The organism is Flexithrix dorotheae DSM 6795, assembly GCF_000379765.1.
Classification (GTDB): domain Bacteria; phylum Bacteroidota; class Bacteroidia; order Cytophagales; family Flammeovirgaceae; genus Flexithrix; species Flexithrix dorotheae.
Window position 1 is genome coordinate 1 of the sequence record NZ_KB903435.1, and the last position, 25,445, is coordinate 25,445.

At 35.8% G+C, this 25,445-nt stretch carries 9 protein-coding genes; 7 read left to right on the forward strand and 2 right to left on the reverse strand.

The window, feature by feature from the left end; all coding sequences use genetic code 11:
• Window positions 1–964: 964 nt before the first annotated feature.
• Together A3EM_RS0109815 and A3EM_RS0109820 are read right to left on the reverse strand one after the other, a co-directional pair.
• Complete coding sequence (locus tag A3EM_RS0109815) at window positions 965–2,464, reverse strand: SusD/RagB family nutrient-binding outer membrane lipoprotein (protein WP_169513342.1); 1,500 nt, start codon at window positions 2,462–2,464, stop codon at window positions 965–967.
• 25 nt (window positions 2,465–2,489) lie between these two features.
• The gene (locus A3EM_RS0109820) at window positions 2,490–5,543 is read right to left on the reverse strand and encodes a SusC/RagA family TonB-linked outer membrane protein (protein WP_020528028.1); all 3,054 of its coding nucleotides are present in this window, start codon (window positions 5,541–5,543) and stop codon (window positions 2,490–2,492) included.
• A gap of 419 nt (window positions 5,544–5,962) precedes the next feature.
• Here A3EM_RS0109820 and A3EM_RS0109830 point away from each other — a divergent pair, with 419 nt between their 5' ends.
• The 7 genes from A3EM_RS0109830 (at window position 5,963) to A3EM_RS41990 (ending at window position 25,428) form a co-directional block, all read left to right on the forward strand.
• The gene (locus A3EM_RS0109830; RefSeq protein WP_020528030.1) at window positions 5,963–10,075 is read left to right on the forward strand and encodes a hybrid sensor histidine kinase/response regulator transcription factor; all 4,113 of its coding nucleotides are present in this window, start codon (window positions 5,963–5,965) and stop codon (window positions 10,073–10,075) included.
• Between the two features lie 58 nt (window positions 10,076–10,133).
• Window positions 10,134–14,318: a hybrid sensor histidine kinase/response regulator transcription factor gene (locus A3EM_RS41985; RefSeq protein ID WP_020528031.1), complete on the forward strand. Its 4,185-nt coding sequence runs from the start codon at window positions 10,134–10,136 to the stop codon at window positions 14,316–14,318.
• Window positions 14,319–14,767: 449 nt separating this feature from the next.
• On the forward strand, window positions 14,768–17,884 hold the full coding sequence (locus A3EM_RS0109840; protein WP_020528032.1) for a SusC/RagA family TonB-linked outer membrane protein: 3,117 nt from the start codon (window positions 14,768–14,770) through the stop codon (window positions 17,882–17,884).
• Window positions 17,885–17,913: 29 nt separating this feature from the next.
• Window positions 17,914–19,389 (forward strand): RagB/SusD family nutrient uptake outer membrane protein, encoded by a 1,476-nt coding sequence (locus tag A3EM_RS0109845; RefSeq protein WP_020528033.1) that lies wholly within the window; start codon window positions 17,914–17,916, stop codon window positions 19,387–19,389.
• Window positions 19,390–19,468: 79 nt separating this feature from the next.
• Window positions 19,469–20,386: a dihydrodipicolinate synthase family protein gene (locus tag A3EM_RS0109850; protein WP_020528034.1), complete on the forward strand. Its 918-nt coding sequence runs from the start codon at window positions 19,469–19,471 to the stop codon at window positions 20,384–20,386.
• A gap of 66 nt (window positions 20,387–20,452) precedes the next feature.
• Window positions 20,453–23,179 carry a sodium:solute symporter family protein gene (locus A3EM_RS0109855; protein WP_211211954.1) on the forward strand — a complete coding sequence of 909 codons (2,727 nt, stop codon included), beginning with the start codon at window positions 20,453–20,455 and terminating at the stop codon, window positions 23,177–23,179.
• 227 nt (window positions 23,180–23,406) lie between these two features.
• Window positions 23,407–25,428, forward strand: a complete 2,022-nt coding sequence (locus A3EM_RS41990) for a sialidase family protein (protein WP_020528037.1) — start codon at window positions 23,407–23,409, stop codon at window positions 25,426–25,428.
• Window positions 25,429–25,445 lie beyond the last annotated feature (17 nt).

A 25,445-nucleotide genomic window follows, 5' to 3' on the forward strand; every position in this document is an offset into this window, starting at 1 on the left:
GGGAGACAAATGCACAATTAAAAAATCTATTCCATAAGTAGAAACATGTAGCATTCCATGCCAGAAACCTCCCTTCATTTTACTTATAAGCTTGATGGGCCTTTTGGANGTAATACCTACCGGAAACCCATCTTCCTTTAAGATTACAGCATATTCATGATTCCATTGCTTTGCCAGTTCAAGTAAGGATTTCTCCGTAAACCCATTTAATTCCTGAAAGGCTATGACATCAGCCTGCTGATTTTTAATAAATTCAATAGCCGCAATTTCTCTGGAGGTGTTGTCATTTCCTTTAAAACCGTACAACACATTATAGGTCATCACTTTTATATTTGTTGAATCCTGGGCCAGGGATTTTGCAGCAAAGAAGAATACGAACAAAATGGATAAACACAAATGATTAAGCTGATAGTATTTCTGGATTGATTTCATCATTTAAATTTCAAGTTTGCTTTTAAAACAGGCTTTTGTGGTATAATTGGCTGGTGTAAAAATCCATCTTTCTCCTATTCAAATATAGACTCAGGAACTTTACCAATCCAGGATTTCGGAAGGTCGCTGCAACCGAAAAGAAAAGAAATCACTGCAGCAGTATTGGCATTACTGTTTGGCTCTTTTAATTTGTTACCTTTTATTGTGATAGAGGAAGATATTATATGTCGGGATTTGTGTGATTCTTGACAAGTAAAAATTATTAAAGGTACACAAACAACTAAAATTTTTAGAAATTAATAAATTTAAAGCAAGCATCTAACAAACTTTTAAATAATTAAAAATATAAAGAATATCCTTTTCCTTTGATAAGGAAACCAGGAAACCACCCCCTATTCAGGAACCCTACTGAAATGAGCTTTTGTGAAGGCAACAAATATTTTTAAATTAACCCGGATAACGGAAAAGCTAATTCAAAGACAGGTTTTTTTTAGATTTAAACCTATCTTTGAATTATTAAACATTGATTATTCTATTCTTTGTCCCACCAGACTCTTGTCATGAAGTCATCAGGGCCTTGTCGATTATTGGCTGCATTTACATTTTCTGCATTTAAACTATATTCTGTTCCTGAATAGGTTAATCTTCTGAGTATTTGACCATTAGTAACATTTCCAGGATAATTGGTAGGTGTAAGCACAGGAAATCCAGTTCGTCTCCAATTAGAGTAACCTTCCCAGCTAACAAGGATAGTTGCCGCCCAATATTGTTCACCAATCATTTCCAGTCCTTTTGCAGGATCAAATGGATTATTATTGAGGTAATCATCTATTGCAGAATCAGATGGCAATTCTACTCCAAATAATCCAAACTGATTGATGGCTGCTCTTACACCTTTTTCATAATGTTCGGCCGCATCTCCCCCATGCCAACTATAAACTGCAGCTTCAGCAAGTAAAAGTTCTACTTCAGCATAAGTTTGTCTAAAAGATGGAGATTCCCATTTTCTAAGTTCAGGATTGTAATTTGAGTAAGTAGTTAAATCATTTCCACCTGGGTAATCCTGGATAGTTTCATAATCATATCCGTTAGGCAATCCCTTATGAGGGCCACCTGATTCTACATAACTAATCATATCTAATCGTGGATCATTCATGTTAATCATCCAGTCTACAAAAGTGGCACTCAACCTTACCTGATCTCGTGTTTCAAAACCATTAAAGAATGGATTACGACTTGCCCCAATTTCATGAATTATTTTGGCAATATCATCATTACTGGTCATTACCCCACCGCTAATAGCTTTTTTAACCCAGACTTCTGCTGCTCCATTGTCTACTTTCGTAAGGCGCATCCCTAAACGAAGCATCAGGGAATAGGCTAATTTTTTCCATTTATCCAGATCTCCGTTGTAAATGATATCATTTGTCCCCGGGTTTTTCTTATTTGGGTCTAGTTGCAAAACAGCTCCTTCAAGTTCGTTTAGCATATCAGCATAAATTTCCTCTTGGGCATCATATGCTGGGAACCAATTGTTGTCAATGTATCCTTTTCCAGAATTAAAATAAGGAACATCACCATATATATCTGTAATTCTATGGGCTGACATTACCCGCCATATTCTTCCCATGGCATGGTAGTTTACCGCTTCCTCATCATCCTTTGTTCGATGCAGGAAATCAGCCAGATTTTTATGTTCTCGTGTATATACTTCATCAAAAAGGGAAGCTGCGAAAAGGGGGTCATTCAAATATTTATCACCTGGTAAAAATACTCCGGAAACTGGGCTTTCTAAATCCGCCAATTGTTGTATAGATGCAAAACAATACCCTAAAGAGGCTCTAAACATCTCATAGCCTCCCTCAGTGGTGCTTAGCAATATATTTGTCAATTGGATGCCATAATCAAGATTGGTGATCTCATTAGGATTTTCATTAATTTCAGTCAACTCATCTTCACAGGCAGTGCTTGTTAGCATAATAATGATCAAGGTTACCACCAAAAATTTGTTCTTAAAAAGTATAGATTTCATATTTTTTGACATTTTCATTTTTTAATTAAAACTTAAGGTTTAGGTTGAACCCATAGCTTCGACTTTGTGGAGTCTGGAAATAATCCATTCCTTGGGCATTCCCTTCATTATAAGTGGACTCCGGATCTATATTTTCTACATTCGAGTGGAGTAATAATAAATTTCTTCCTACTATAGAAAATCGGGCACTTGCTATTTTGAGTTTGTCTAATATGCTTTTGGGTAAATTATATCCAATTGTCAATTCTCTTAACTTTGCAAAATCGGCATCATAGATAAACTGCTCAGCAATTTTATTTCTGATTTCATTGTAATAGGTTGACATTTCACTACCTGGCAAAACTCCTATTCCTTCTTCTCTTCCCACAAGTGTATTTTTATGTATACCTCTCCTGTATAACCAGGAATTAGTTCCACTGAAGATCACTGCTCCCGACTTGTAATCAATAAGAAAACTCATATTTATTGGACCAAAATTGAAACTATTGGTTATCCCACCAAAGAATGGGTGTACCCCTGCTCCAAATGGAACCAGACCAGCCTCTTCATCCCTCATCGGTAAACCAGCATCGTTATGAACAATATTACCTGCAGCATCTCTTAAATAAATCCAACCGGTAACCTGTCCATAAGGAAGGCCTTCAATATGTTCTACATTGGCAGTTTGTGCCCTGTTTTGATCCACGAAAAGACGCTCATCTGCCACCTCCGGGTCAAGAAGGCTTACAACCTCACTTTTGTTATGGCTCATATTCAAAGAGATGTCCCATGAAAATTTAGATTTCAGAATAGGAGTAGCCGTGAAAAGCAGTTCAACTCCCTTATTTGTAACTTTTCCTACATTGACTTTTGCTGCATTATATCCAGATGTGGTTGAAATACTAGCATCTAGGATGTCATCTTCCGTTTTTCGACTGTAAACAGCAAAGTCAATGCCCACCCTGTTATCAAGAAACCTTGCATCAAATCCAATCTCAAATTCAGTAGCAGTTAAGGGTTTAAGTTGAGCATTTGCAACCACACTCTGAGCAACTCCTCCCTGAGCAACTCCATAATGAGGTTGGCCCAGCGAATAGGTTTGATTTAATGCATATGGATTAGTGGCTCCACCAACCTGGGCCCAGGCAGTTCGTAGTTTCAGGTAGGTGAATGAGGTTGGCATTTTTACCATTTCCGAAATTACCGCACTCATACTTGCGGAGGGATAAAATATTCCTTTACCATTTAAGGTAGAAAACCAATCCTGACGACCAGTAGCAGTTAAATACAGGTAGGATTTATAAGAAACCTCGGTAAGACCATAAACTGAATTAGTTCCTAATTCCCACAAACTTGTTCCTCCAGTCCTGTTAGTTGTATTTGAGTAATGAGGAAAATCTGCAATGGCAAAGTCCCTACCATTTGTACTATTGCTGTATCGATTTTGTCGCATACTGGATGCCCCAATCAATACATTATACCCAAAACCACTACTAAACTCCTGTTGGGATCCAAGCATAATATCGTTATTGATCTCATTATGTTTGGTTTGTGATTGGTTGATATATCCTAATGGACTTTGTGCACTTCCATAAGGTCTCAAATCCATATTTCTTCTGTCCCAATGATCAACTCCTATTCGTCCTTTTACATAAAGCCATTCGGTAAAATCATATTGGAGAGAGAAACTTCCCAACACACGATTTCTTTCACTTTCATTTTTCTTTTGGTAGGCACTATAGTAAGGGTTTTCAAACCAAATTGTAGTGGCTGGTAATAGTTCTGTACCATCTGGATTTGCCCCTAGCCTGTTAGGGTCACCCTTTAAATCTTCTACATTGATAGAAGGAGCCAGACTCCAAACAGTATAGTTTACATTACTTACTAAATCTCCCTGAGCTGGTGGGTTTTTTGTTTCCTGAACAATGTAGGATCCACTGGCATTAAAAGTTAACTTTTTTCCAACTTTGCCATTTGCATTTAAGCTAAAGTTGTTTCTTTTATACTTATTTCCGGGAATAATACCTTCATTATCTAGTTTCGAAGCAGAAAATCTGAATCCCATATCTTCACTACCTCCGGACAAAGCAATTGTATTGGTAAAAGTGTGACCGGTTTGATAGAACTTATCAAAATTATCACCTGCATAAGCGTATGGTCTTTCTACCCCATCAAATTGAATCACACTGCTTCCATCTAATTTTCCACCCCAGGCAATATCTCCTGCTCCAAGTGCTTCCTCTAGGGTCTTTGGTTTTTGTCCTTTTGAGCCATGACCATATTCTTTTTGTATATCCAACCGATTAATAGCCTTGTCAAAAACATAGTTTGAATTAATTTCAAGGTTTAATCCCTTTTTACTCTTTCCACTTTTGGTAGTAATTAAAATTACTCCATTTGAAGCTCGAAATCCATATAAGGCAGCAGCTGTATTTCCCTTTAAAACAGTCATGGTTTCAATATCATCAGGATTGATACTACCAATACCATCTCCTTGATCTCTTCCTCCCCATTGACCAGCAGCACCCAAGTTACTATTATCAATAGGTACTCCATCCACAATATACAAGGGCTGATTGTTTTGGGTTAAGGAAGTATTTCCTCTAATAATTACCCTGGATGATCCGGCCGGACCTGAAGCAATATTACTTACATTAACCCCAGCGACTTTACCTGCCAAACCGTTGGCCACATTTGTTTCTCTTGCTTGTGTAAATCCTTTGCCTTCCAGTTCTGTCACCGAAAACCCTAAAGCTTCTTTTTCTCTTTCAATACCTAATGCCGTTACTACCACTTCAGAAAGAGAAGTGACATCCTCTTTCATCACATGGTTCAAAACCGAAAATGACCCAATTTCAACTTCGCCCGTTTGGTAGCCAATAAATGAAAATACAATAGTGTTTGATTCGCCAGAAACCACAATTTGATAATTACCTTCTATATCGGTTACAGATCCAATTTTAGTTCCTTTTAATAGTACATTTACTCCTGGTAAGCCCTCTCCGTTTTCATCCGTGACTTTTCCGGATAACTTCCTTTCCTGTGCCCATACATGGGAAAATAAGGCAAAAAATAATAAAATAGTCAACGTTTTTTTCATAATCATATATTTAAGTTAATTAGAAAATAGAATACAACCATTGTTGTACTTTGTTATTAAACCAATCCAGGCTTAGCCTAATCTAGCTGGCCAGGTAAATGAAAAAAATAGCAAAGGCAACCACCAAAAAGGATAAAATCACCTCAAGCCAAAGCCATTTTTTGTAATTCCTTCTTTTTTCTCCTTTCAATTTTATTCCAGATTTTTGGAAACTAAGTTATCATTTTGGGGGACTTTTGGAGTGGCTAAAAATGGTAATAAAGAGGGCTAAACCTATTCAGGATAGGATAAAACTGGTCAATCAAGAGGTCAATTCTGGTTATTCTGCTGCATTTTTATATTTGAATTGCTGAAAATGTTTTTTTAAAACAGTATTTTCAGGTTTAGTTATTAGGCCGTGAATCCTACTTTCAAGATTAATGAGATGTACCCAAAAAGATGTTTTATTTTTATTGTTGGCTTTCCTACAATCCTGGAATCAGTTTTTATTGGCTCAACCTAAATATGATCTTTACCCCGTAGAATACCTTAATACAACCCATGGGCTTCTTAATAATCACATAAACTATATTTTACAGGATAGTCAAGGTTTCATTTGGATAGGAACAAATGAGGGATTGAATAAATTTGATGGTATCAGGTTTATAGAATATAGCCACGATCCTACTAATCCCAGCTCTATAAGCTCAAATATTGTCACCAAAATACTAGAAGACCATACAGGGAACCTTTGGGTAAGTACCACTAAAGGCCTGAATAGACTAAACCCGGCACAAGACGGTTTCATAAAACCAAAGGCCAATGATGAAAATAAAAGTCATTTTAGTAATATCCCTATTTCAGAGCTTTATGAAGATAATCATCAACAATTGTGGGTTGGTACAGGTGATGGAGGTTTGTTTCTCTACCGTGATAGTACGGATACTTTTGAAAGCTTTCCCAATCCAAAAAAAGCTGAATTAAGAGCAATTATCGATGGGCCTGATGATCAGTTAATTTTGGGATATGGGGCTTGGGTATTAAGAGAAAAGGAAGGAGGTGTTAGCATTTTTGACAAAAAAAACTGCAAGTATCTTCCTGTAAAGATTGAGCCTTCTTCAAAAAATCTTTCTGTTATTGATATCCTTCAAAAGGATAAATTCAACTATTGGGTTGGGTCATATAATTCCGGATTAAAAATTTATAATACTTCTTCTAAAAAATTAACTGAGCCAACCAATTACCCCAACTCAAAATCCAATCTGATTTTTGGCCTTTTTAAAGACAGTAATGATGTACTTTGGATTGCAACAGATGGAAATGGGTTAATTTTATTTGATAATCTTTCAGGCAAATTTAATCCTTTTAGAAAAAATGGAAATCAAGATGGTCTTAGTGTTCAGAGTATTACCAGTATCACCGAGGATAAAGACGGTGTGTTTTGGGTTGGGACTGTAAATGATGGCATTAATATCATTAATAAATATAAAAGTAGGATCCAAAACCTTCAATTCACCAATCAGGTAAAGCCGAGTATTTCCGGCAAATCAGTATTAGCTTTATCTGAAAGTAATAATGGGAAAATGTGGATAGGCTTTGATCATGGTGGAGTAAACTTGTTTGACAGAAATAATAATTCTATCCGGCAATTTCGGCATAATCCCAAGCACCCAAACAGCATTTCAGATGAGGTAATTAACGGACTTTATGAATCTAAGAATGGACAATTGTTTATCGGCACTTATTTGAATGGTTTTGATATCTATAACAAACAAACAAATAAATTTATTCATTTTGGGAAGACAAACCCCGTGCTTGGGGCATTATATATCAAATGCTTTTACGAAGATATTTCAGGGAATATCTGGATGGGATCACGAGAGCAGGGACTGATAAAATTCAATCCAAATACACAAAAGGCTATCAACTTTAAACATGACCCTCAGAATCCCAATTCTATAAATCACAACCATGTCTCCGCACTCTTGGAAGAAAATGAAAATTCAATTTGGATTGGAACTTTCAATGGGATAAACCAAATTAATTTAACCACTGAAAAATTAAAGTCATGGAAACACTCAACAAGTGATAGTACAAGCCTAAGTGGTAACCAGGTCTATTCACTTTGCAAAGACTCTCATGGGGGGTTATGGGTTGGTACGGACAACGGACTAAACTATTATGACAGAATTAATGATAACTTTAAACATTTCACGACAGCCAACGGATTACCAAGTAATACCATCAAGGGGATATTAAGTGATGATAACAATAATTTATGGATAAGTACTAATCGAGGAATTTCCAAATTTTCAATTGATAACCATGAAATTAAAAACCTAGGCTATGAAGATGGGATAATAGGACTGGAATTTAATGAAAACTCAATTGCTAAAGCAAATGACGGCACCTTATTTTTTGGGAGCACCCATGGGGTAACTTATTTTCACCCGAATGATATAAATCCAAATCCAATTGTCCCTTCCGTCATTATTACAGATTTCTTAATAGCCAACAAAAAAGTAGTTCCAGGAGCTGAAAATTCCCCTTTAAAAAAAAATATAAGTGAGACTGAGCTCATTGAATTAAACCATAAGCACTCAGTCATATCTTTTGAGTTTGTGGCCTTAAACTATTTATCCCCTCAAAAAAATCAATATGCTTATATTTTGGAAGGTTTTGATCAGGATTGGAATTACGTAGGTGCTCAAAATCAGGCCACATACACCAACTTAAACCCTGGGGAGTACACTTTTAAGGTAAAAGGAGCCAATAATGATGGAATTTGGAATGATAAGGGGACTTCAATTAAAATCGTTATTTCTCCTCCCTGGTGGAGAACATGGTGGGCGGTAGGATTATACTTTTTCATTTTTCTTTTGGTGAGTTTAGGGGCCAGAAAAGCGGCTCTCACCAAAGTGAAATTACTAAATGACTTAAAGTTGGAACGAATGGCCAAAGAAAAAGAACATGAAATTAGCCAAATAAAGCTCAAATTTTTCACAAACATTTCACATGAATTTAGGACACCTCTCACTCTTATTATTGGACCAGTAGAAAAGCTTTTGGATACAAACCTTAACAAAGAACAAATTGAAAAGCACCTCAGACTTATTCATAGGAATTCTATCAGGTTACTCCAGTTAGTTAATCAGTTAATGGATTTCAGAAAAATTAATCAGGGTAAAATGAAACTACATGCCTCCGAAGAAGATATTGTATCTTTTATTGAAGAAATTGTAGATAATTTTAGATTTCTTGCAGTGGAAAAAGCTATTGAATTAACTTTTACTTCTTCCTTAAAAAGCCAACGCCTTTGGATAGACAAAGAGAAAATAGATAAAGTAATCCATAACTTGTTATCAAATGCTTTTAAGGTCATTAAAAAAGGGGATCGAATTACTGTGGAGTTAGACCTCCTTAGAAATAATTCTAACCAGCAAAATAGTGTTTCAATTACTGTATCAGATACAGGTCCGGGTATTTCCAAAGAAAATTTGAAAAAGATTTTTGAAGAATTTTATCAGGTAAAACAAAGAGGAAGTTCCACAGGGATTGGTTTGTCACTTTCAAAGAGCTTAATTGAACTACATCACGGAGAATTACTAGTGATGAGTAAAGAAAAAGAAGGGAGTAGTTTTATTATTCATCTACCTATTGGCAAAGCCCATTTAGAAAATCGGGATGGGATATTATTTAGCCAGGAGCCAATCCAACCATACACACCTTTAAAACCATTGATTAATGCTGAAGTGGAATCTTTACCAAAGAACATATTAGATGATAAAATGCCAAAGACAATACTCATTGTAGAAGATGACAATGATGTGAATTTTTTCCTTCGGGAAAGCCTACAATCAGGATTTAACATAAAAACATGTCAAAATGGTCAGGAGGGATTGGAAATTGCCGCCAAAAATAATATTGATCTTATCATTTCTGATATCATGATGCCAGGAATGGATGGGCTTGAATTATGCAAAAAAGTGAAATCAAACATTGATACCAGCCACATTCCGGTCATTCTCCTTACTGCCAAAACTGAAGATGATGAAATTATTGAAGGTCTCCAAACTGGTGCAGATGATTATATACTCAAACCATTTTCCATGAAACTACTTATGGCCAGAGTTGAAAATTTACTGGAATCTCGGTTAAGACTTAAAGAACAGTATAAGAATCAATTAGATCTGGCCCCAGGTAACCTCACCAATACCGGTCTAGATAATGATTTTTTGGAGGAGGTAATTAAAATAACTGAAGAAAATATGACTGAAACAGAATTCAATATTGAGGCTATTATTAGAACGGTTGGAATGAGCAGAAGTAAATTCTTTAGAAAAATCAAGTCCCTGACAGGCCAATCTCCACAAGATTTTATTCAGACTATACGATTTAAAAACGCTGCCAAATTGCTTGTTGAAGGAGAATTCAATGTAAGTGAAGTTGCTTTTAAGGTAGGATATGCCTCTACAAAAAATTTCAGGAATGGATTTAAAAAACATTTTGGTAAAACCCCTACAGAATTTTTAAAAAGTTATAAACATAATTAGAGAACTGGAAAAAGTAATCCAGACAATTATCTTTGTTTTTAAATCACGTGGAAATGTCATGAATTGGTGCCTTACAACCTGTTTGTTTTTTTTAACTAATACCCTACTTTTTAGCCAAAATGGTTCAGACATCTTCTTTAAGTTTAGCCATCTTTCTGGAAAAAATGGATTACCTCATAATTCAATTCTAGCCATACATCAAGACCATCAGGGGTTTATCTGGTTTGGAACAGATGATGGTTTATGCAGGTACGATGGTTACTCATTTGTGGTTTACAGACATAACCCGGAAGATCCTGAAAGTATAAGTAGCAATGTAATTAGAGCTATTGATAGTGATACAAAAGGCAATTTATGGATTGGAACAAGCGGAGGTGGGCTTAATAGGTATGATCCTTTAACTGATAGTTTTACTTCATTTACCCAGAACCTTCATCAGAATAAGTCCATAAGTCATAATAAAGTATTTTCTGTTTGTGTGGATCATCATGATAATGTTTGGGCTGGCACCCTGGGGGAGGGGTTAAACAAACTAATTATTGATCCTGAAACTCAAAAAGTGGTAAAAATAAAGCACTTTAAACATGAGTCTGGTAATTCACTTTCAATTTCCGACAATGAGGTCTGGACGATTTATGAGGACAAACAACAAACACTTTGGATAGGTACTTATGATGGTGGACTTCAATATTTTAATCGTCAAAATCAGACTTTTATAAAATTTCATCTGCCAAAAATAAATGGTCATGAAATCAAGTCGGTGAAAACCATATTACAAGATTCTCAAAACAAATTGTGGATTGGTACAGAACATTTTGGTTTATTTCAATTTGATTTAAATGAAAAATCTTTTAGACACTTTCAACAAAACGGAGAGGAAAGACTTAGTTTCAATAATATATCATCCATATTAGAAGATAAGCAAGGAAACCTTTGGGTGGGTACTCTAGGTGGCGGATTAAACCTTTTTGATCAAAAAAAACAAGAATTTATTAATTTTAAAGATACGCCTAACAGGCCTTATAGCCTTAAAGGGCTTTCAGTATTTAGCCTTTTTGAGGATAAATCAGGCATTTTATGGGTTGGTATGTATTCAGGGGAAGGACTTAATAAGCTGGACCCAAGAGTGCAACAATTTAAACATTTTTATCAAATCCCTGGAGATTACTCAAGCCTTCAAGGGAAACTTGTTAAATCTATATTAATGGATAGGGATGGACAATTATGGGTGGGCACTTTTGGTGGAGGACTTAACCTTTACAATAAGAATAATGGAACTTTTACCCATTTTCTTCATGATCCAAAAAATACTCAAAGTTTAAGTCATAATAACGTGCAGTGTATTTTTGAAGACAAAGCCGGGAATATTTGGATTGGCACCGATGGGGGAGGTTTGAATAGATTTAATAGAAAAAACAAGACATTTTCTCATTTTAGGCATAATCCAAAGGATCCTGATTCTATTGGAGATGATGAAGTTTGGACGATAACTGAAGATAGTAAAGGAAATCTCTGGATTGGATTTGCGAATGGAGGAGGAGTTAGCCAATATAACCCATCAAAAAATCAATTTATCAATTTTACAAATAACCCAAATGATCATAAGAGTTTGAGTTTCAATGATGTGAGAGTAGTGGTTGAAGATCGATCGGGTATAATTTGGATTGGTACCTATGGCGGAGGTCTCAATAAATTCAACTTTAAAACCAATAATTTCCAAATTTTCAGAAACAAACCGGGGGATAATACCAGCTTAAGTAATGATGTAATCACATCGTTTTTACATGATAAAAGAGGAAATTATTGGATAGGGACTTTTGGAGGAGGATTAAATCTTTTTGATCCGGATAAAAACACCTTTAAGGTATATCGTGAAAAAAATGGCCTGCCAAGTGATGTAATTAAGGCAATGGTAGAAGATGAAAATGGTTTCATCTGGATAAGTACTGTAAAAGGTTTGAGTCGATTTGATCCTCAAAAGGAATCTTTTAAAAATTTCACCGTAAACGATGGCCTTCAATCAGATGAATTTAACTTGGGGTCAGTTTTTAAAGATACAAACGGACTTCTTTACTTTGGTGGGACTAATGGTTTCAACGTTTTTAATCCTGAACTTGTGCTCAAGTCTCAACCTTCTCCAAGATTAGTCCTAACTAATCTAAGAGTTTTAAATAAGTCAGTTAAACCAGGTCAGTTTCTAAATGATCAACTAATATTAAATAAAAGTATTTGGGGTATACAGGAGGTTGTTTTAAATAACAAAAACAATGTCTTCCTACTAGAATTTGCGGCCCTTGAATTTTCTTCTCCTGAAAAAATACAATATGCCTACAAATTAGAGGGGGAAGATGATCATTGGATTAATACAAGTTCCACAAGACGATTTGCTCCTTATTCTAATTTATCTCCAGGAAACTATAATTTTCAATTAGCTGCCACTAATTTTCAAGGAAATCAGATTAGTCCAACTTTATCTTTAAAGTTAGTGGTTTTACCCCCATGGTGGCGAACGAACTGGGCATACTTTAGCTACTTTTTTATTTTAGTCGGACTCAGCATTTTGGGAAAACAAATCATTTCCACCAGAATCAAACTTCGGCATGATCTAAAAATAACAAAGTTGGAAAAAGAAAAATCTGAAGAGCTCAATCAGATGAAGCTTACCTTTTTTACAAATATTAGTCATGAACTACGAACACCACTTACCTTGATTCTTGTTCCTTTAGAAAAATTAATGGTCCGGGAGGACCTTAACCAGTCTGTTCAAAACCAATTAAAAACAATTTACAGAAATGTTGAACGATTGCTTAGACTCATAAACCAAATTCTTGATTTTAGAAAACAAGAAACAGGAAACCTGAAACTACAAATTGGCGAGGAAAACCTTGAAACATTTATAAAGAAAATTAAATCTTCCTTTAATAGCCTTGCTAACCAAAGAAATATAACATTTGATTTCTTAACTGATCAGCAAAATATAAAGGTATGGATTGATAGTGAACAGATGGAGAAAGTAATGTATAACCTGATTTCAAATGCTTTTAAATTTACAAAAGACAATGGCAAAATTTCTATCAGGATAGCGACTAATTTTGATTTACAGGAAACTTATATTGAGGTAACCGATAATGGAAAAGGAATTTTGGATGAACATCTCGAACATATATTTGATCGCTATTTTCAAAATGAAAGATCCGAAGGCAAGTACTTTGCTGGTTCAGGAATAGGTTTGGCATTGGCTAAAAACTTAGTTGAACTTCACCAGGGAAGGATAGAAGTGAAAAGTATTCCGAATAATGAAACGGTTTTTAAAGTTATTTTAAAAAATGGTAAAGAGCATTTTGGACCATTAGATTTTGCTGATAATGAGAAAATTTTAACTGATGGTGTTGAACATCATATCCAAAGTGATTTAGGTCAATCTAATTTTGAAAAAGATATTGAAATTATTGATAATAAGGGTACAGACACCACCACTAAACCTACCTTATTATTCATTGAAGATAATCCTGAAGTACTTGCTTTATTAGAAAAAAGCTTTAACGGGTTTTATAAAGTTACCACAGCTCCTAACGGAATAGAAGGGTTAAAAATAGCAAAAAATCTATTACCAGATTTGGTTATCAGTGATGTGATGATGCCAGGTATGGATGGAACTGAAGTTTGCCATCATTTGAAAACAGAAATGAAAACCAGCCATATTCCAGTTATTTTATTGACAGCCAAGGATTCTTTTCAATTCAAATTGGAAGGGTTGGAAGCTGGAGCCGATGATTACATCACTAAACCATTCCATTTAAAAATACTGGATTTAAAAGTAAAAAACCTCTTAGAATCAAGAAGAAAACTAAGGGATAAGTTCAGTAAACAATTACATTTAGAACCCAGTGAAATTGCCTTAACTCCCTTAGACGAACAACTTATTGCCAAAGCCATAAAAGTGGTGGAACAATATATTGATTCCTCAGAATTGGATGTGGCTTTGTTAGGCAAAGAGTTAGGCTTAAGTCGCTCACTTTTATTTACCAAATTAAAAGGAATTACTGGCCAAACTCCTAATGAGTTCGTTCAAATAATTCGGTTAAAAAGAGCAGCCCAAATTCTATCCCAACAAAAATTAAAAATATCCGAAGTATGTTATATGGTAGGTTTTAATCAACCAAAATATTTTACAAAGAAATTCAAACAATTATTTGGTGTTTCCCCTTCAGAATTTTCAGATAAGTCATCGAATAATTCTTAAGCCTGCTTTTAATGTACCATTACCGAACTATACCTGTAAAAACAGAATCTCCAGAATAATCCATTACAATTCGATGATTGATTTAAAATAAGCAGCATGTGAAAACAAGGATACCCCATTTATTCAAATAGGGGCTAAAAAAACTCCATGTTTTTGCTAATAAACAACTGCAGGTTATAAAAATAAATTTTTATAACCCTCCCTATGGATTTTTATATCCCATGCGGATAATTCTATCCCAGTTTTTAGATTTTTGTCCCCCCTCCTGCTCCAAATTCAACAATACATTTGGACTATTAGTCTGGGTACTCACAAACTAATAATTTGGAAATTACTCCTCTCATTTAAAAACTCATTTTTTAAAATATGAAATTATGAAAAAAGAAAGCTACCTTAATTTAAAATGCCCTTTCTTTTTGCTATGCATGCTTATTAAACTATCAGTAGTCATGGCTCAAGATTTAGAACTTGTTTCAGGGAAAGTTATTGATAATGATGGAGAACCCTTACCAGGAGTTAGCATCTTAATAAAGGGTACCACTGTAGGTACAACCTCCGATTTTGAAGGAAATTATAAGCTTGAAGTAAGTTCCACGGCCATTCTGCAATTCAGTTTTATCGGGTTTCAGACGAAAGAAATTGAAGTTAATAGCCAATCAGAGATCAATGTTCAGTTAGAACCCGATTTAGAACAACTGGATGAAGTAGTTGTCATTGGTTATGGGACCCAATCCAGGGAAACCTTAACTACGTCAATTTCAAAGTTAGATAACAAAGTGTTAGAAAATATTCCCTATACTAATGCAGCTTCCGCTTTGCAGGGAACTATTTCTGGTGTTCGGGTACAAAATACCTCAGGTCAGCCAGGGCAAGCACCACGAATTATTCTTCGAGGTGGTACTTCCATCAATAATCCAAATGGCTCTACTCCATTATATATTATTGATGGTGTTTTTAGAAGCCAGATGGACGATGTCAATCCGGATGATATTGAAACCATTCAGGTTTTGAAAGATGCTGCTGCCACTGCAATCTATGGTTCAAGAGCTTCCAACGGAGTAGTAATTATAACAACAAAAACAGGAGAAAGTGGCAAAACCCGAATTTCCTACAAATTCAATTTAGGTTACTCCGAATTACAAAAAAAATATGATCTTGCATCTGCCAGGGATTATATTTATTTCAACCGGTTAGGTTTAGCGGCAACCGGAGAAAAACATCCTGAAAGATTAAGCCGATTAGATTTAGCGACTGGTTCTGGTATTGGAAATGACTTAACTAATAATACAGCTTTTACTACACAGTACCTCACTCCGGAGAATGAATATAAACTCAGGGAAGGCTGGGAAAGCATGCCTGACCCACTTGATCCTTCAAAAACCATTATTTTTAAAGATACTGACTGGCAGAATGTATTATTTAGAACCGGGGTTACTCAAAACCATTATCTTTCTGCAACTGGTGGAGGTGAAAAGGCTACTTTTGACTTGGGTTTAGGTTACCTTAAATCTGAAGGAGTTGCTATCTACACCGGTTATGAAAGATTTACGGGGCGTCTTAACGCAGACCTACGAATAAAAGATAATGTATCAGTTATTGGTAAAATAAATTTCACAAATTCTTCAAACAATCAGGTCTACAGTGAAAATCAGCTTTTCCAACGAGCATTAGGTCTCCCTCCCACTGCTAAATATACCTATGAAGATGGAACTTTAGCCCCTGGTCAAAACAGGAGTTTAGGGAATCCAGCTTACCATTTAGATAAACTACAGGCCTTCAACAACACCAATCGATTAACCATGAGTGTAGGAGGAAATTGGGACATTATTAAAAATCTGAGCTTTGAACCATTAGTTTCTTTATATGCTGTTCAAGGAATTGAAAACTTCTTCCAAGAGGGTTACTATAATACCGCTACTCAGTTTGTAGACTCCAGAAATGCATCAGCAAGTCATTCCAGCTATTGGCAAAAACAATTTGATGGAGTGTTTACTTATAGCCCAGACTTTAAAAGTGGACATAATTTACAATTAAAAGCAGGAGCTATGTATCAGGATAGAAAGAACTATTCACTAAGTGCGACAGGAAGAGGAGCGGCTACTGATAACGTACCAACATTAAATGCATCTGCTGAACCTACCAGTGTTTATAGCTATACTTCTCAATTCAGAACCATAGGTTTTTTTGGTAGAGTATTATATGATTTTGATCAGAAATACCTTCTTTCAGCAAACCTTAGGTATGATGGCGCCTCTAACCTTGGAGACAATAATAAATGGGGAGTTTTTCCCGGAGTCTCAGTGGGATGGAATCTCCATAGAGAAAATTTTTGGGATAACTTACCTGAGCAGTTTAGTCGTTTCAAGTTAAGAACAAGTTATGGTATTAATGGTAATTTGAGCGATTTAAATGATTTCCACGCTCAAGGTGCCTATACAGCAGGTGTAAGGTATAATGGAGTTGCCGGGATTCAGAATAACCGAATGGCAAACAAAGATTTGCAATGGGAAGAATCTCGCACATTTGATGTAGGGGTTGATTTCGGCATATTTAATAACAGGGTTACGGCAATATTTGATTATTATAGAAGAGTAACAGATAATTTATTAACCAATTTAGATCTGCCTTACTCCACAGGATTTACCAGTATTCTAACTAACCTTGGTTCACTTGAAAACAAAGGGATAGAATTAGAAATTGGAGCAAACATTATAGAGACACAGAATGGTTTCAGCTGGTCGATTAGCTTTAATACTGCCAAGAATAAAAATAAAATCTTAAAACTTCCCGAAAATGATAATCCAAATAATAGGATTGGAGGTATAAATGTGTATGATCCGGTGACGGGTTCTTATGTTTGGAAAGGAGGTTTACAAGAAGGACAGACTTTAGGTGAATTGTATGCCTATCAGTATGAAAAAGTATACTCTACAGATCAGGAAGCTAATGAAGGCCCTGTAGATATGTTGGTGGCTGGCACGGACAAATCAAAATTTGGTGGGGATGTGCAATGGATGGATCTGGATGCAAATGATACAATAGATACCAGAGACAGGGTTTATACAGGGAATATTTATCCTAAATGGACAGGTGGTTTTAGTAATACTTTTAGTTATAAAGGTCTTAGCCTTTTGGTGAGAATGGATTATGCACTTGGTCATACCATTTATAATTTAACAAGAGCAACATTCAATGGCCAGTTCCAGGGTGATATCGGTATTACTAATGATGTTTTGCGTTCATGGCAAAAACAAGGGGATGAAACTGATATTCCAAGATATTACTGGGCAGACCAATTGGCTCAAAACAATTCTTTCAGAGGGAGTTCTTATTACCATGAAAAAGGAGATTACCTTGCATTAAGAGAAGTAACCCTAAGTTATCAGGTACCAAAACTTCCTTCCCTAAAAAAGATTGGAATCACAAATTTAAGGATATATGCCACTGGAAGTAACCTGCACTATTTTACTAAGTATAAAGGGTTGCTCCCTGAGGATGGAGGTACGGACTATGGTCGGTATCCATACCCAAAAACGATAACTTTTGGTTTGAATGCCTCCTTTTAATCAAAATTTTTAACTTGAAATTGTAAATCATGACACATAAAAATATAATTATTTTTTGGTTTTGGCTCTTGTTCACCACCTTTAGTTGTACAGATGAATTGGAATTATCTCCTGTAAGTAGTATGACTGTAAATTCCTTTTGGAAAACAGAAGAGGATGCAAAAGGAGGACTTTACGGAATGTATGACCGTTTCAGAAACCAGGCTGCAGAAAACCTTTATTATTGGGGAGGAGCAAGAAGTGAAGAATTGAGTTATGGGCTTCAAGCTTCTGAAGGGAGAGAACGTTTTTTTGAAAATACCCTTGATGCCAATTATGCCGGTCCCAACTGGCTTCGTCTTTATACTGTCATTCACGATGCAAACCTTATTATCAAATATGTACCTGAAATCAGTTTTGTAAATGATGATACACAGAATATTATCCTTGCTCAAGCCTATGCTATGCGTGCTTATGTGTATTTTGTTATGGTTAGAACCTGGGGTGGTGTTCCATTGGTTACAGAACCTACTGAAGGTTATGACCCTGTCACCACTTTTAAACCAAGAGCTTCTGAAGAAGACATATTCATCCAAATTAAAAACGATATAGGACAATCCTTATCTTTATTTCCAGATAATGATTTTCCATCTGCTAGAAGTGAATGGTCTGCACCTGCAGTAAATGCTCTAAAAGGAGAGGTTTTTTTGTGGACTGCACATAGAATGAACGGTGGTCCTGGTGATTTTCAAATTGCACTTGATGCACTTTCTCAGGTAAGTAATTCTGATGTTTCCTTGCTTGAGGATTATGACAAGGTATTCCGGTACGATAACAAAGGTAATAAGGAAATTATTATGGCTATTCATTTTGAAGACTTGGAATCTGGAGGAAATTACAATAGCAGTATGTTTATCCGTGGAGATCAGATTCCTGTCAATACTACTGAAGAGACCAAAGCATTGTTAGGAATTGGCGGAGGATTAAACAGATGGGCACCTTCTTCTTTACTTAGGGACCAGTTTTCTGATGATGACAGTCGGAAAGTTACCTCTTTTGTAGAAGTATACACCTACGATGGTGCCAATAATTCCACCTTTTATACTTCAGCGGTAAGAAAATTCAGAGGATTTGAAGATGCAGGAACCACCAAATTTATGGATGATGTCATTTTGTATCGATACGCTGATATTTTACTAATGATAGCAGAAGCGAAAAATGGATTGGGTCAGGACCCGTCAACCGAAATAAATTTGGTACGCCAAAGGGCTTATGGGAATGATTTTGCAAATCACGAATTTGTAAATGGAAGTCAGGAAGAAAATGAAGAGAAGATTTTGAAAGAGCGATTATTTGAGCTATCTTTTGAAGGCAAACGATGGTGGGATTTGGTTAGATTCGATAAAGCTTTTGATATTATTCCATCCTTAATAGCCCAAAAAGGTAATGATCATCTTTTATTGTTTCCAATTTCTGAAGCTACAATTGGCTTAAATTCAAAAATCATTCAAAACCCAGGATATTGATAATTGTAGTAAGCCTGGAAGAATTTAATATTTTTCCAGGCTTATTTCCAGACTTCATTTAACCAAATTTAATGTACACATGACAATACAGAAACTAAAAGGCATCATAGCTGCTCCCTTTACACCGTTTGATGAAACAGGAAATTTGAATTTGCGAATGATTCCTGTTTTGGTTAATTCACTTAAAAAAAACGGAGTCAATGGAGCATTTATTTGTGGTTCCACAGGCGAAGGGGTTTCCCTCACGCTAGAAGAAAAAAAACAAGTATTTGCTGCCTGGGGAAGAGAAACCTCCACCAACCTTAAGCTTATTTCTCTGGTTGGAGGCACTTCTGTTTTGGATTCTCAAACATTAGCTCTTCATGCTCAAGCTTGTGGGCACGATGCCATTTCATTAGTAGCCCCGTATTATTTTAAACCTGCCAATGTAGAACAATTAGTAGATTTCTGTGCAGAAGTAACTTCTGTTGTGCCCACAATGCCTTTCTATTTTTATCACATTCCAGTGCTTTCTGGCTGCCATTACTCCATGTATGAATTTCTTCAGATCGCTGATGAAAAGATTCCAAATCTGGCCGGAATAAAGTACACACAGGAAGATTTAATGGACTTTAGTCTTTGTTTACAATATAAAAATCAAAAGTATGACTTGTTATGGGGAAGAGATGAATGTTTGCTTGCGGCTATGGCTATGGGAGCAAAAGGGGGAGTAGGAAGTACTTATAATTACGCAGCACCTTTATACCATCAGTTAATTAAAGCATTTGAAGAAGGTGATTTACGAAGGGCAAAGGAACTCCAAAACCAATCTATTTCTTTTATCCGTTTGCTAGGAAAATATGGTGGGATAGGAACAGGAAAAGCTTTTATGAAATTGGTAGGAATGGACTGTGGTGAATTCCGTTCTCCGGTCAAAAATCCTTCACCCGAGCAATTAGAAAAACTTAAAACAGACCTTGAGAATATTGGTTTTTTTAACTATTGTTCGAGGGTTTAGTAATTTATGAGAATTTGAATTGCCTCTTGTTCTTGAATGAGGCAGGTTCCCATCAGAAATTTGAAAATGAAGCTATTTTTTATCAACAAAAAGAGAATTGTATCCTATTCGATCATATTCCACCTATTCCTTTTAATGTCATGTTGCAAACCCAAGGTACAATCTATAAATCAAAATAATTATTTTACCTGGGAAGAATTTAACAACCTCCCTCCTGCTCCAGGTCAAAATCAACAATATGGTCTTGCAGGAATGTTTGCCGGAGTTCATAATGGTGCTTTGATTCTTGCTGGGGGAGCCAATTTTCCTGATGGTAAACCCTGGGAAGGTGGATCAAAAAAATGGTGGGATGATATTTATGTATTGGAAAAAAACGGAGACAAATACCAATGGTATTCCCAAAAGGAATTCAAATTACCTTTTTCATTAGCTTATGGTGTTTCCATTTCAACAAAAAACGGACTTTGGTGTATTGGTGGAAACAATGAAAAAGGAGTACAAAATAATGCGTTTTTAATTCAATGGGATCCTATCTCCAAGAATATTATTCTTCAAGATCAAACATCCTTACCATTTCCTTTAGCCAATGCAGCTGGAGGTATAATTGGAGAAACTATATATATTGCAGGCGGAGAGACGGACCATAATGTTTCAACTAAGTTTTTATCCTTAAACTTGAATAAAACCCATGCCAACTGGATAGAGCAACCTGCCTGGCCAGGTAAAGCCCGATCCCATGCCCTGGGTTTAGTACAGTCAAATGGAGATAACGATTGTTTTTATCTTTTAGGAGGAAGACAACTTCAAAACAGTGGGATAAGTGAGGTATACTATGATGGTTTTTGTTTTAATCCAACTAAAAATAGTTGGGAATCACTTTCTCACTTAAAAAATAAAAATGGGGAACTTATTCCCTTTTCAGCTGCAACCGGGGTTACTTTTGGATCTAATTCTATGTTTGTTATAGGTGGTTCTAATGGAGATTTATTGAATAAATTGCAGAAATATGAAATGCTTATTTCCAAAGCTGAAAAAAATGAAAGAGTAAAATTAATTGAAGAAAGGGATATAATTTTAAACCAGCATCCGGGATTCAGTAAAAAAGTATATGCTTATCAAACCATTACCAATTCCTGGAGGGAACTTAATAGTCTTCCAAATAGCAGTCAGGTTACAACTCAGGCATTAGTTTGGGATGGAGAAATAATTATCCCAAGTGGGGAAATATCCCCCGGTATCAGAACTAAAGTACTTTTAAAAGGGACTCCACAAAAAACAGAATCCTTCGGATGGATAAATTATACAGTTGTAATAGCTTATTTGCTAATTTTAGTAGGAATAGGTTTTATTTTTTCCAAAAACCAGAAAAATACCACTGATTTTTTTAAGGCTGGGGGACGAATTCCGTGGTGGGCTGCAGGAATAAGTATCTTCGGAACGCAACTTAGTGCCATTACCTTTATGGCCATTCCAGCAAAGGCTTATGCAACCGACTGGAGTATGTTTTTTATGTTAATGACTGTCATCATGGTTGCTCCATTAATTATACATTTCTTCCTTCCCTTTTTCAGAAGACTGAATCTTACTTCAGCTTATGAATACCTGGAACAACGGTTTAACACTACCACCAGACAGATTGGGGCTGCCATGTACGTAATCATGCAAATTAGTCGTCTGGGTATTGTATTGCTTTTACCTTCTCTGGCTTTATCAGTAGTAACTGGGATAGATGTAAGCCTTTGTATTTTAATAATGGGAGTCCTAAGTATTATCTATACAGTACTAGGCGGTATTGAAGCTGTAATCTGGACTGATGTAATGCAGGTTATTGTTTTATTAGGTGGAGCATTGTTTTGTTTAATTTGGATTCCTATTCAGATCGGCAGCAATTCTTCTGAAATCTGGCAACAAATAAGCTCCAATGGCAAATTTAATCCTATTAATTTGGATTTCAATTTTTCCCAACCTACTCTATGGGTAGTAATTATTGGAGGGATTGCTTCTAATATTATTCAGTACGGAAGTGATCAAACGGTTATTCAGCGGTATTTAACTACCAGAGATGAGAAAAGTGCTGCTAATGGTATTAAAACCGGAGCCTGGATGGTACTTCCCTCTGCACTTATCTTTTTTTCAATTGGTACAGCTTTATTTTTATTCTTCAAAAATTATCCGGAAACCTTGAACCCAACTTTGGATAATACAGATACCATTTTTCCTTGGTATATTGTATCTCAATTACCAGATGGCATTTCCGGAGTTTTAATTGCCGCCATTTTTGCAGCTGCAATGTCTAGCTTGGATAGCAGTATGAACTCAGTTGCTACAGTAATTACAAATGATTTTTATAAACTTTTTAAAGCCAGTAGTAATGAATATAAAGAGCTCGAATTTGCCAGAAAAGTAACTGTAATTATTGGTGTTTTAGGAACCGGAACTGCCTTGCTTATGGCTAACCTTAATATTCTTTCTCTTTGGGATCAATTCAATGAAGTGATTGGGCTATTTGCCGGGGGTCTTGGAGGATTATTTCTACTGGGAATTTTTACCCAAAAAGCTCACGGAACCGGTGCATTAATCGGATTGGTATTGAGTGGTTTTGTACAATATTATGTAAAGGTTCATACTTCCCTTCACCTACTTCTTTATGCTTTTACAGGTATGATATCAGCCTTTATTTTGGGATATATTTTCAGTCTGCTTTTACCCCGGAATTCTTCTGGAAAAAGTAATCTGACCTACATCAATGTAAACAAAATTAACAATAATAAAAAAGTTCCGGTTGGTAAATGATCCATCTTATCATCACATTTTTTTAAAAAAAGACCAGTATCTTAAATCAATCGCAATTAAACTGCCCATTGGAGAATTTACTGGAAACCATACCCAACTTGTAAAATGGATGTTTACAGCTGCATTGGTAGAATTAGTGAAAGGGCGTTGGGAAACGCTGCAAAATTCAGAATATGAAACTCATTAACTGAAAATTAATACTAGAAGAAAATTTATTATCAATAACCATGAAAAAACACCTGATTTTAATCTGCCTGGGAATGATATTTTTCAGCACTTGTACTTCCCAAATAAAGAAAGATCATCCCTTACTACAATCGCTGGATTTTGAAGAATTCAATGTTGGAGATTTTACCAGTGGAAATTCTGGGAAAATAAATCTGAATATTTCCCAAGGTTGGGCTAAAGTAATTTCCAAACCTGTAGCCACAGGGGAAAAATCTTTAAAATTAATGGGACCAGTTTCTATTATTGAACTAGATCTCCAGCCCTTTTTGGGGTCATTAAGAGGCATATCACTAAAAGCCGAAAAATGGTCTTCTAAAGGAGCTTTCAAATTTGAATCTAAAAAATTCCATCAGGGAAAGTGGTCTCCCATTAAGGCTGTCCATGAAACCATCCCTGTTGGCCATTTTACCAATATTTATATTGATCTGGAAGAACCTGCAGAAAAGATTCAGTTTATTTGCCAGGCTACAGAGGAGTCAGGAATTGTCATAGATGATTTAACATTTCTTTCGGATGCTCCAATGGTTTTAGATTCTGTGGTAGTTAAAAAACCAATTTTTCCAGTCCTTAAAGGCAAAAACAATAACCCAATAATGCAAATTTTAGTGCATACATCAGGGGTATCAGAACCACTACAGGTAGAGTCCTTAAATTTAAAACAGATTGGGATTCCAGTTAAAAATGTGAATGTGTTTTACACAGGTTCATCAGCTGAATTTTCTAATCATGAATTATTTGGTAAATTGAATCTGGTAAATGGACAATATGTAGTAAATGGGCAAAAGAAATTAAAGCACGGTACAAATTCTTTTTGGATAAGCTGTGACCTTGATGAGTCCGCAAGCCTTTTAGAAAAATTAAATCCTGATTGTGCTTATATGATTATTGATGGAGAAAAAATCTTGCCTGAAAACTCACAAAATAAACATGCTCTACGAACAGGAATAGCATTGCGGAAACATGGAGAGGATAATATAGACACCTACCGGATTCCGGGATTAGCCACTTCCAATAAAGGTACCTTGATAGCTGTATATGATATCCGAAGAAACAGTTCCGTGGACTTGCAAGAGGATATCGATGTTGGAATGCAACGTAGTACTGATGGAGGAAAAACATGGGAACCTATGAAAATAATTATTGACATGGGTGAGTACAATGGTAAACCCCAAATTCAAAATGGAGTTGGTGATCCCTCTATTTTAGTAGACCGAAATACAGGAACCATTTGGGTAGCTGGAATTTGGGCTCATGGACATCCTGGAAAACGGAATTGGTGGGCTTCCAAACCTGGGTTAACACCTGAAGAAACCAGTCAATTTGTATTGGTAAAAAGCGATGATGATGGCAAAACGTGGTCAGAACCTATTAATATAACCAGACAGATCAAAAAAACTGAATGGTATTTATTATTACAAGGTCCTGGTAAAGGGATTACTCTTGAAGATGGTACATTAGTATTTCCTGCACAATTTAAAGACGCTGAGCAAATTCCGCATTCTAGTTTAATTTACAGCAAAAATCATGGGAAGACATGGCATATGGGAACAGGTGCAAAGTCTCATACTACTGAAGCTCAAATAGTACAATTAAAAGATGGTAGCTTAATGCTGAATATGAGAGATGATCGCGGTAGAACAGCATCTGGTGCAAGGTCAGTTGCCATCACAAAAGACTTGGGTAAAACGTGGGTAGAACATCCTTCTTCACGAAAATTACTTCCTGAACCTGTTTGTATGGCCAGTTTGATAACCCATAATTACAAGGGTAAACAGCTGTTCCTTTTTTCAAATCCTCATACCACCAAAGGAAGACATCATATTACTATTCAAGTAAGTAAGGATGAGGGAAATTCTTGGCCAGCTCAATATCACATGCTCCTTGATGAGGGCTACGGCAGAGGTTATTCCTGTATGACCTCAATAGATGAGGAAACCATTGGAATTCTTTATGAGGGCAGCCAGGCAGATTTAATTTTCCAGAAAATTAAAATTGAAGAACTGTTATCCAGCCCTCAATAACTTTTGTTTTCTCCTCT

What these genes read in the sequence shown, in the direction of transcription:
- A3EM_RS41990 (WP_020528037.1), top strand. Translation starts at nt 23,407, where the DNA reads ATGAAAAAACACCTGATTTTAATCTGCCTGGGAATGATATTTTTCAGC.
- A3EM_RS0109820 (WP_020528028.1), bottom strand. Translation starts at nt 5,543, where the DNA reads ATGAAAAAAACGTTGACTATTTTATTATTTTTTGCCTTATTTTCCCAT.
- A3EM_RS0109830 (WP_020528030.1), top strand. Translation starts at nt 5,963, where the DNA reads ATGAGATGTACCCAAAAAGATGTTTTATTTTTATTGTTGGCTTTCCTA.
- A3EM_RS41985 (WP_020528031.1), top strand. Translation starts at nt 10,134, where the DNA reads ATGAATTGGTGCCTTACAACCTGTTTGTTTTTTTTAACTAATACCCTA.
- A3EM_RS0109815 (WP_169513342.1), bottom strand. Translation starts at nt 2,464, where the DNA reads ATGAAATCTATACTTTTTAAGAACAAATTTTTGGTGGTAACCTTGATC.
- A3EM_RS0109840 (WP_020528032.1), top strand. Translation starts at nt 14,768, where the DNA reads ATGGCTCAAGATTTAGAACTTGTTTCAGGGAAAGTTATTGATAATGAT.
- A3EM_RS0109850 (WP_020528034.1), top strand. Translation starts at nt 19,469, where the DNA reads ATGACAATACAGAAACTAAAAGGCATCATAGCTGCTCCCTTTACACCG.
- A3EM_RS0109845 (WP_020528033.1), top strand. Translation starts at nt 17,914, where the DNA reads ATGACACATAAAAATATAATTATTTTTTGGTTTTGGCTCTTGTTCACC.
- A3EM_RS0109855 (WP_211211954.1), top strand. Translation starts at nt 20,453, where the DNA reads ATGAAGCTATTTTTTATCAACAAAAAGAGAATTGTATCCTATTCGATC.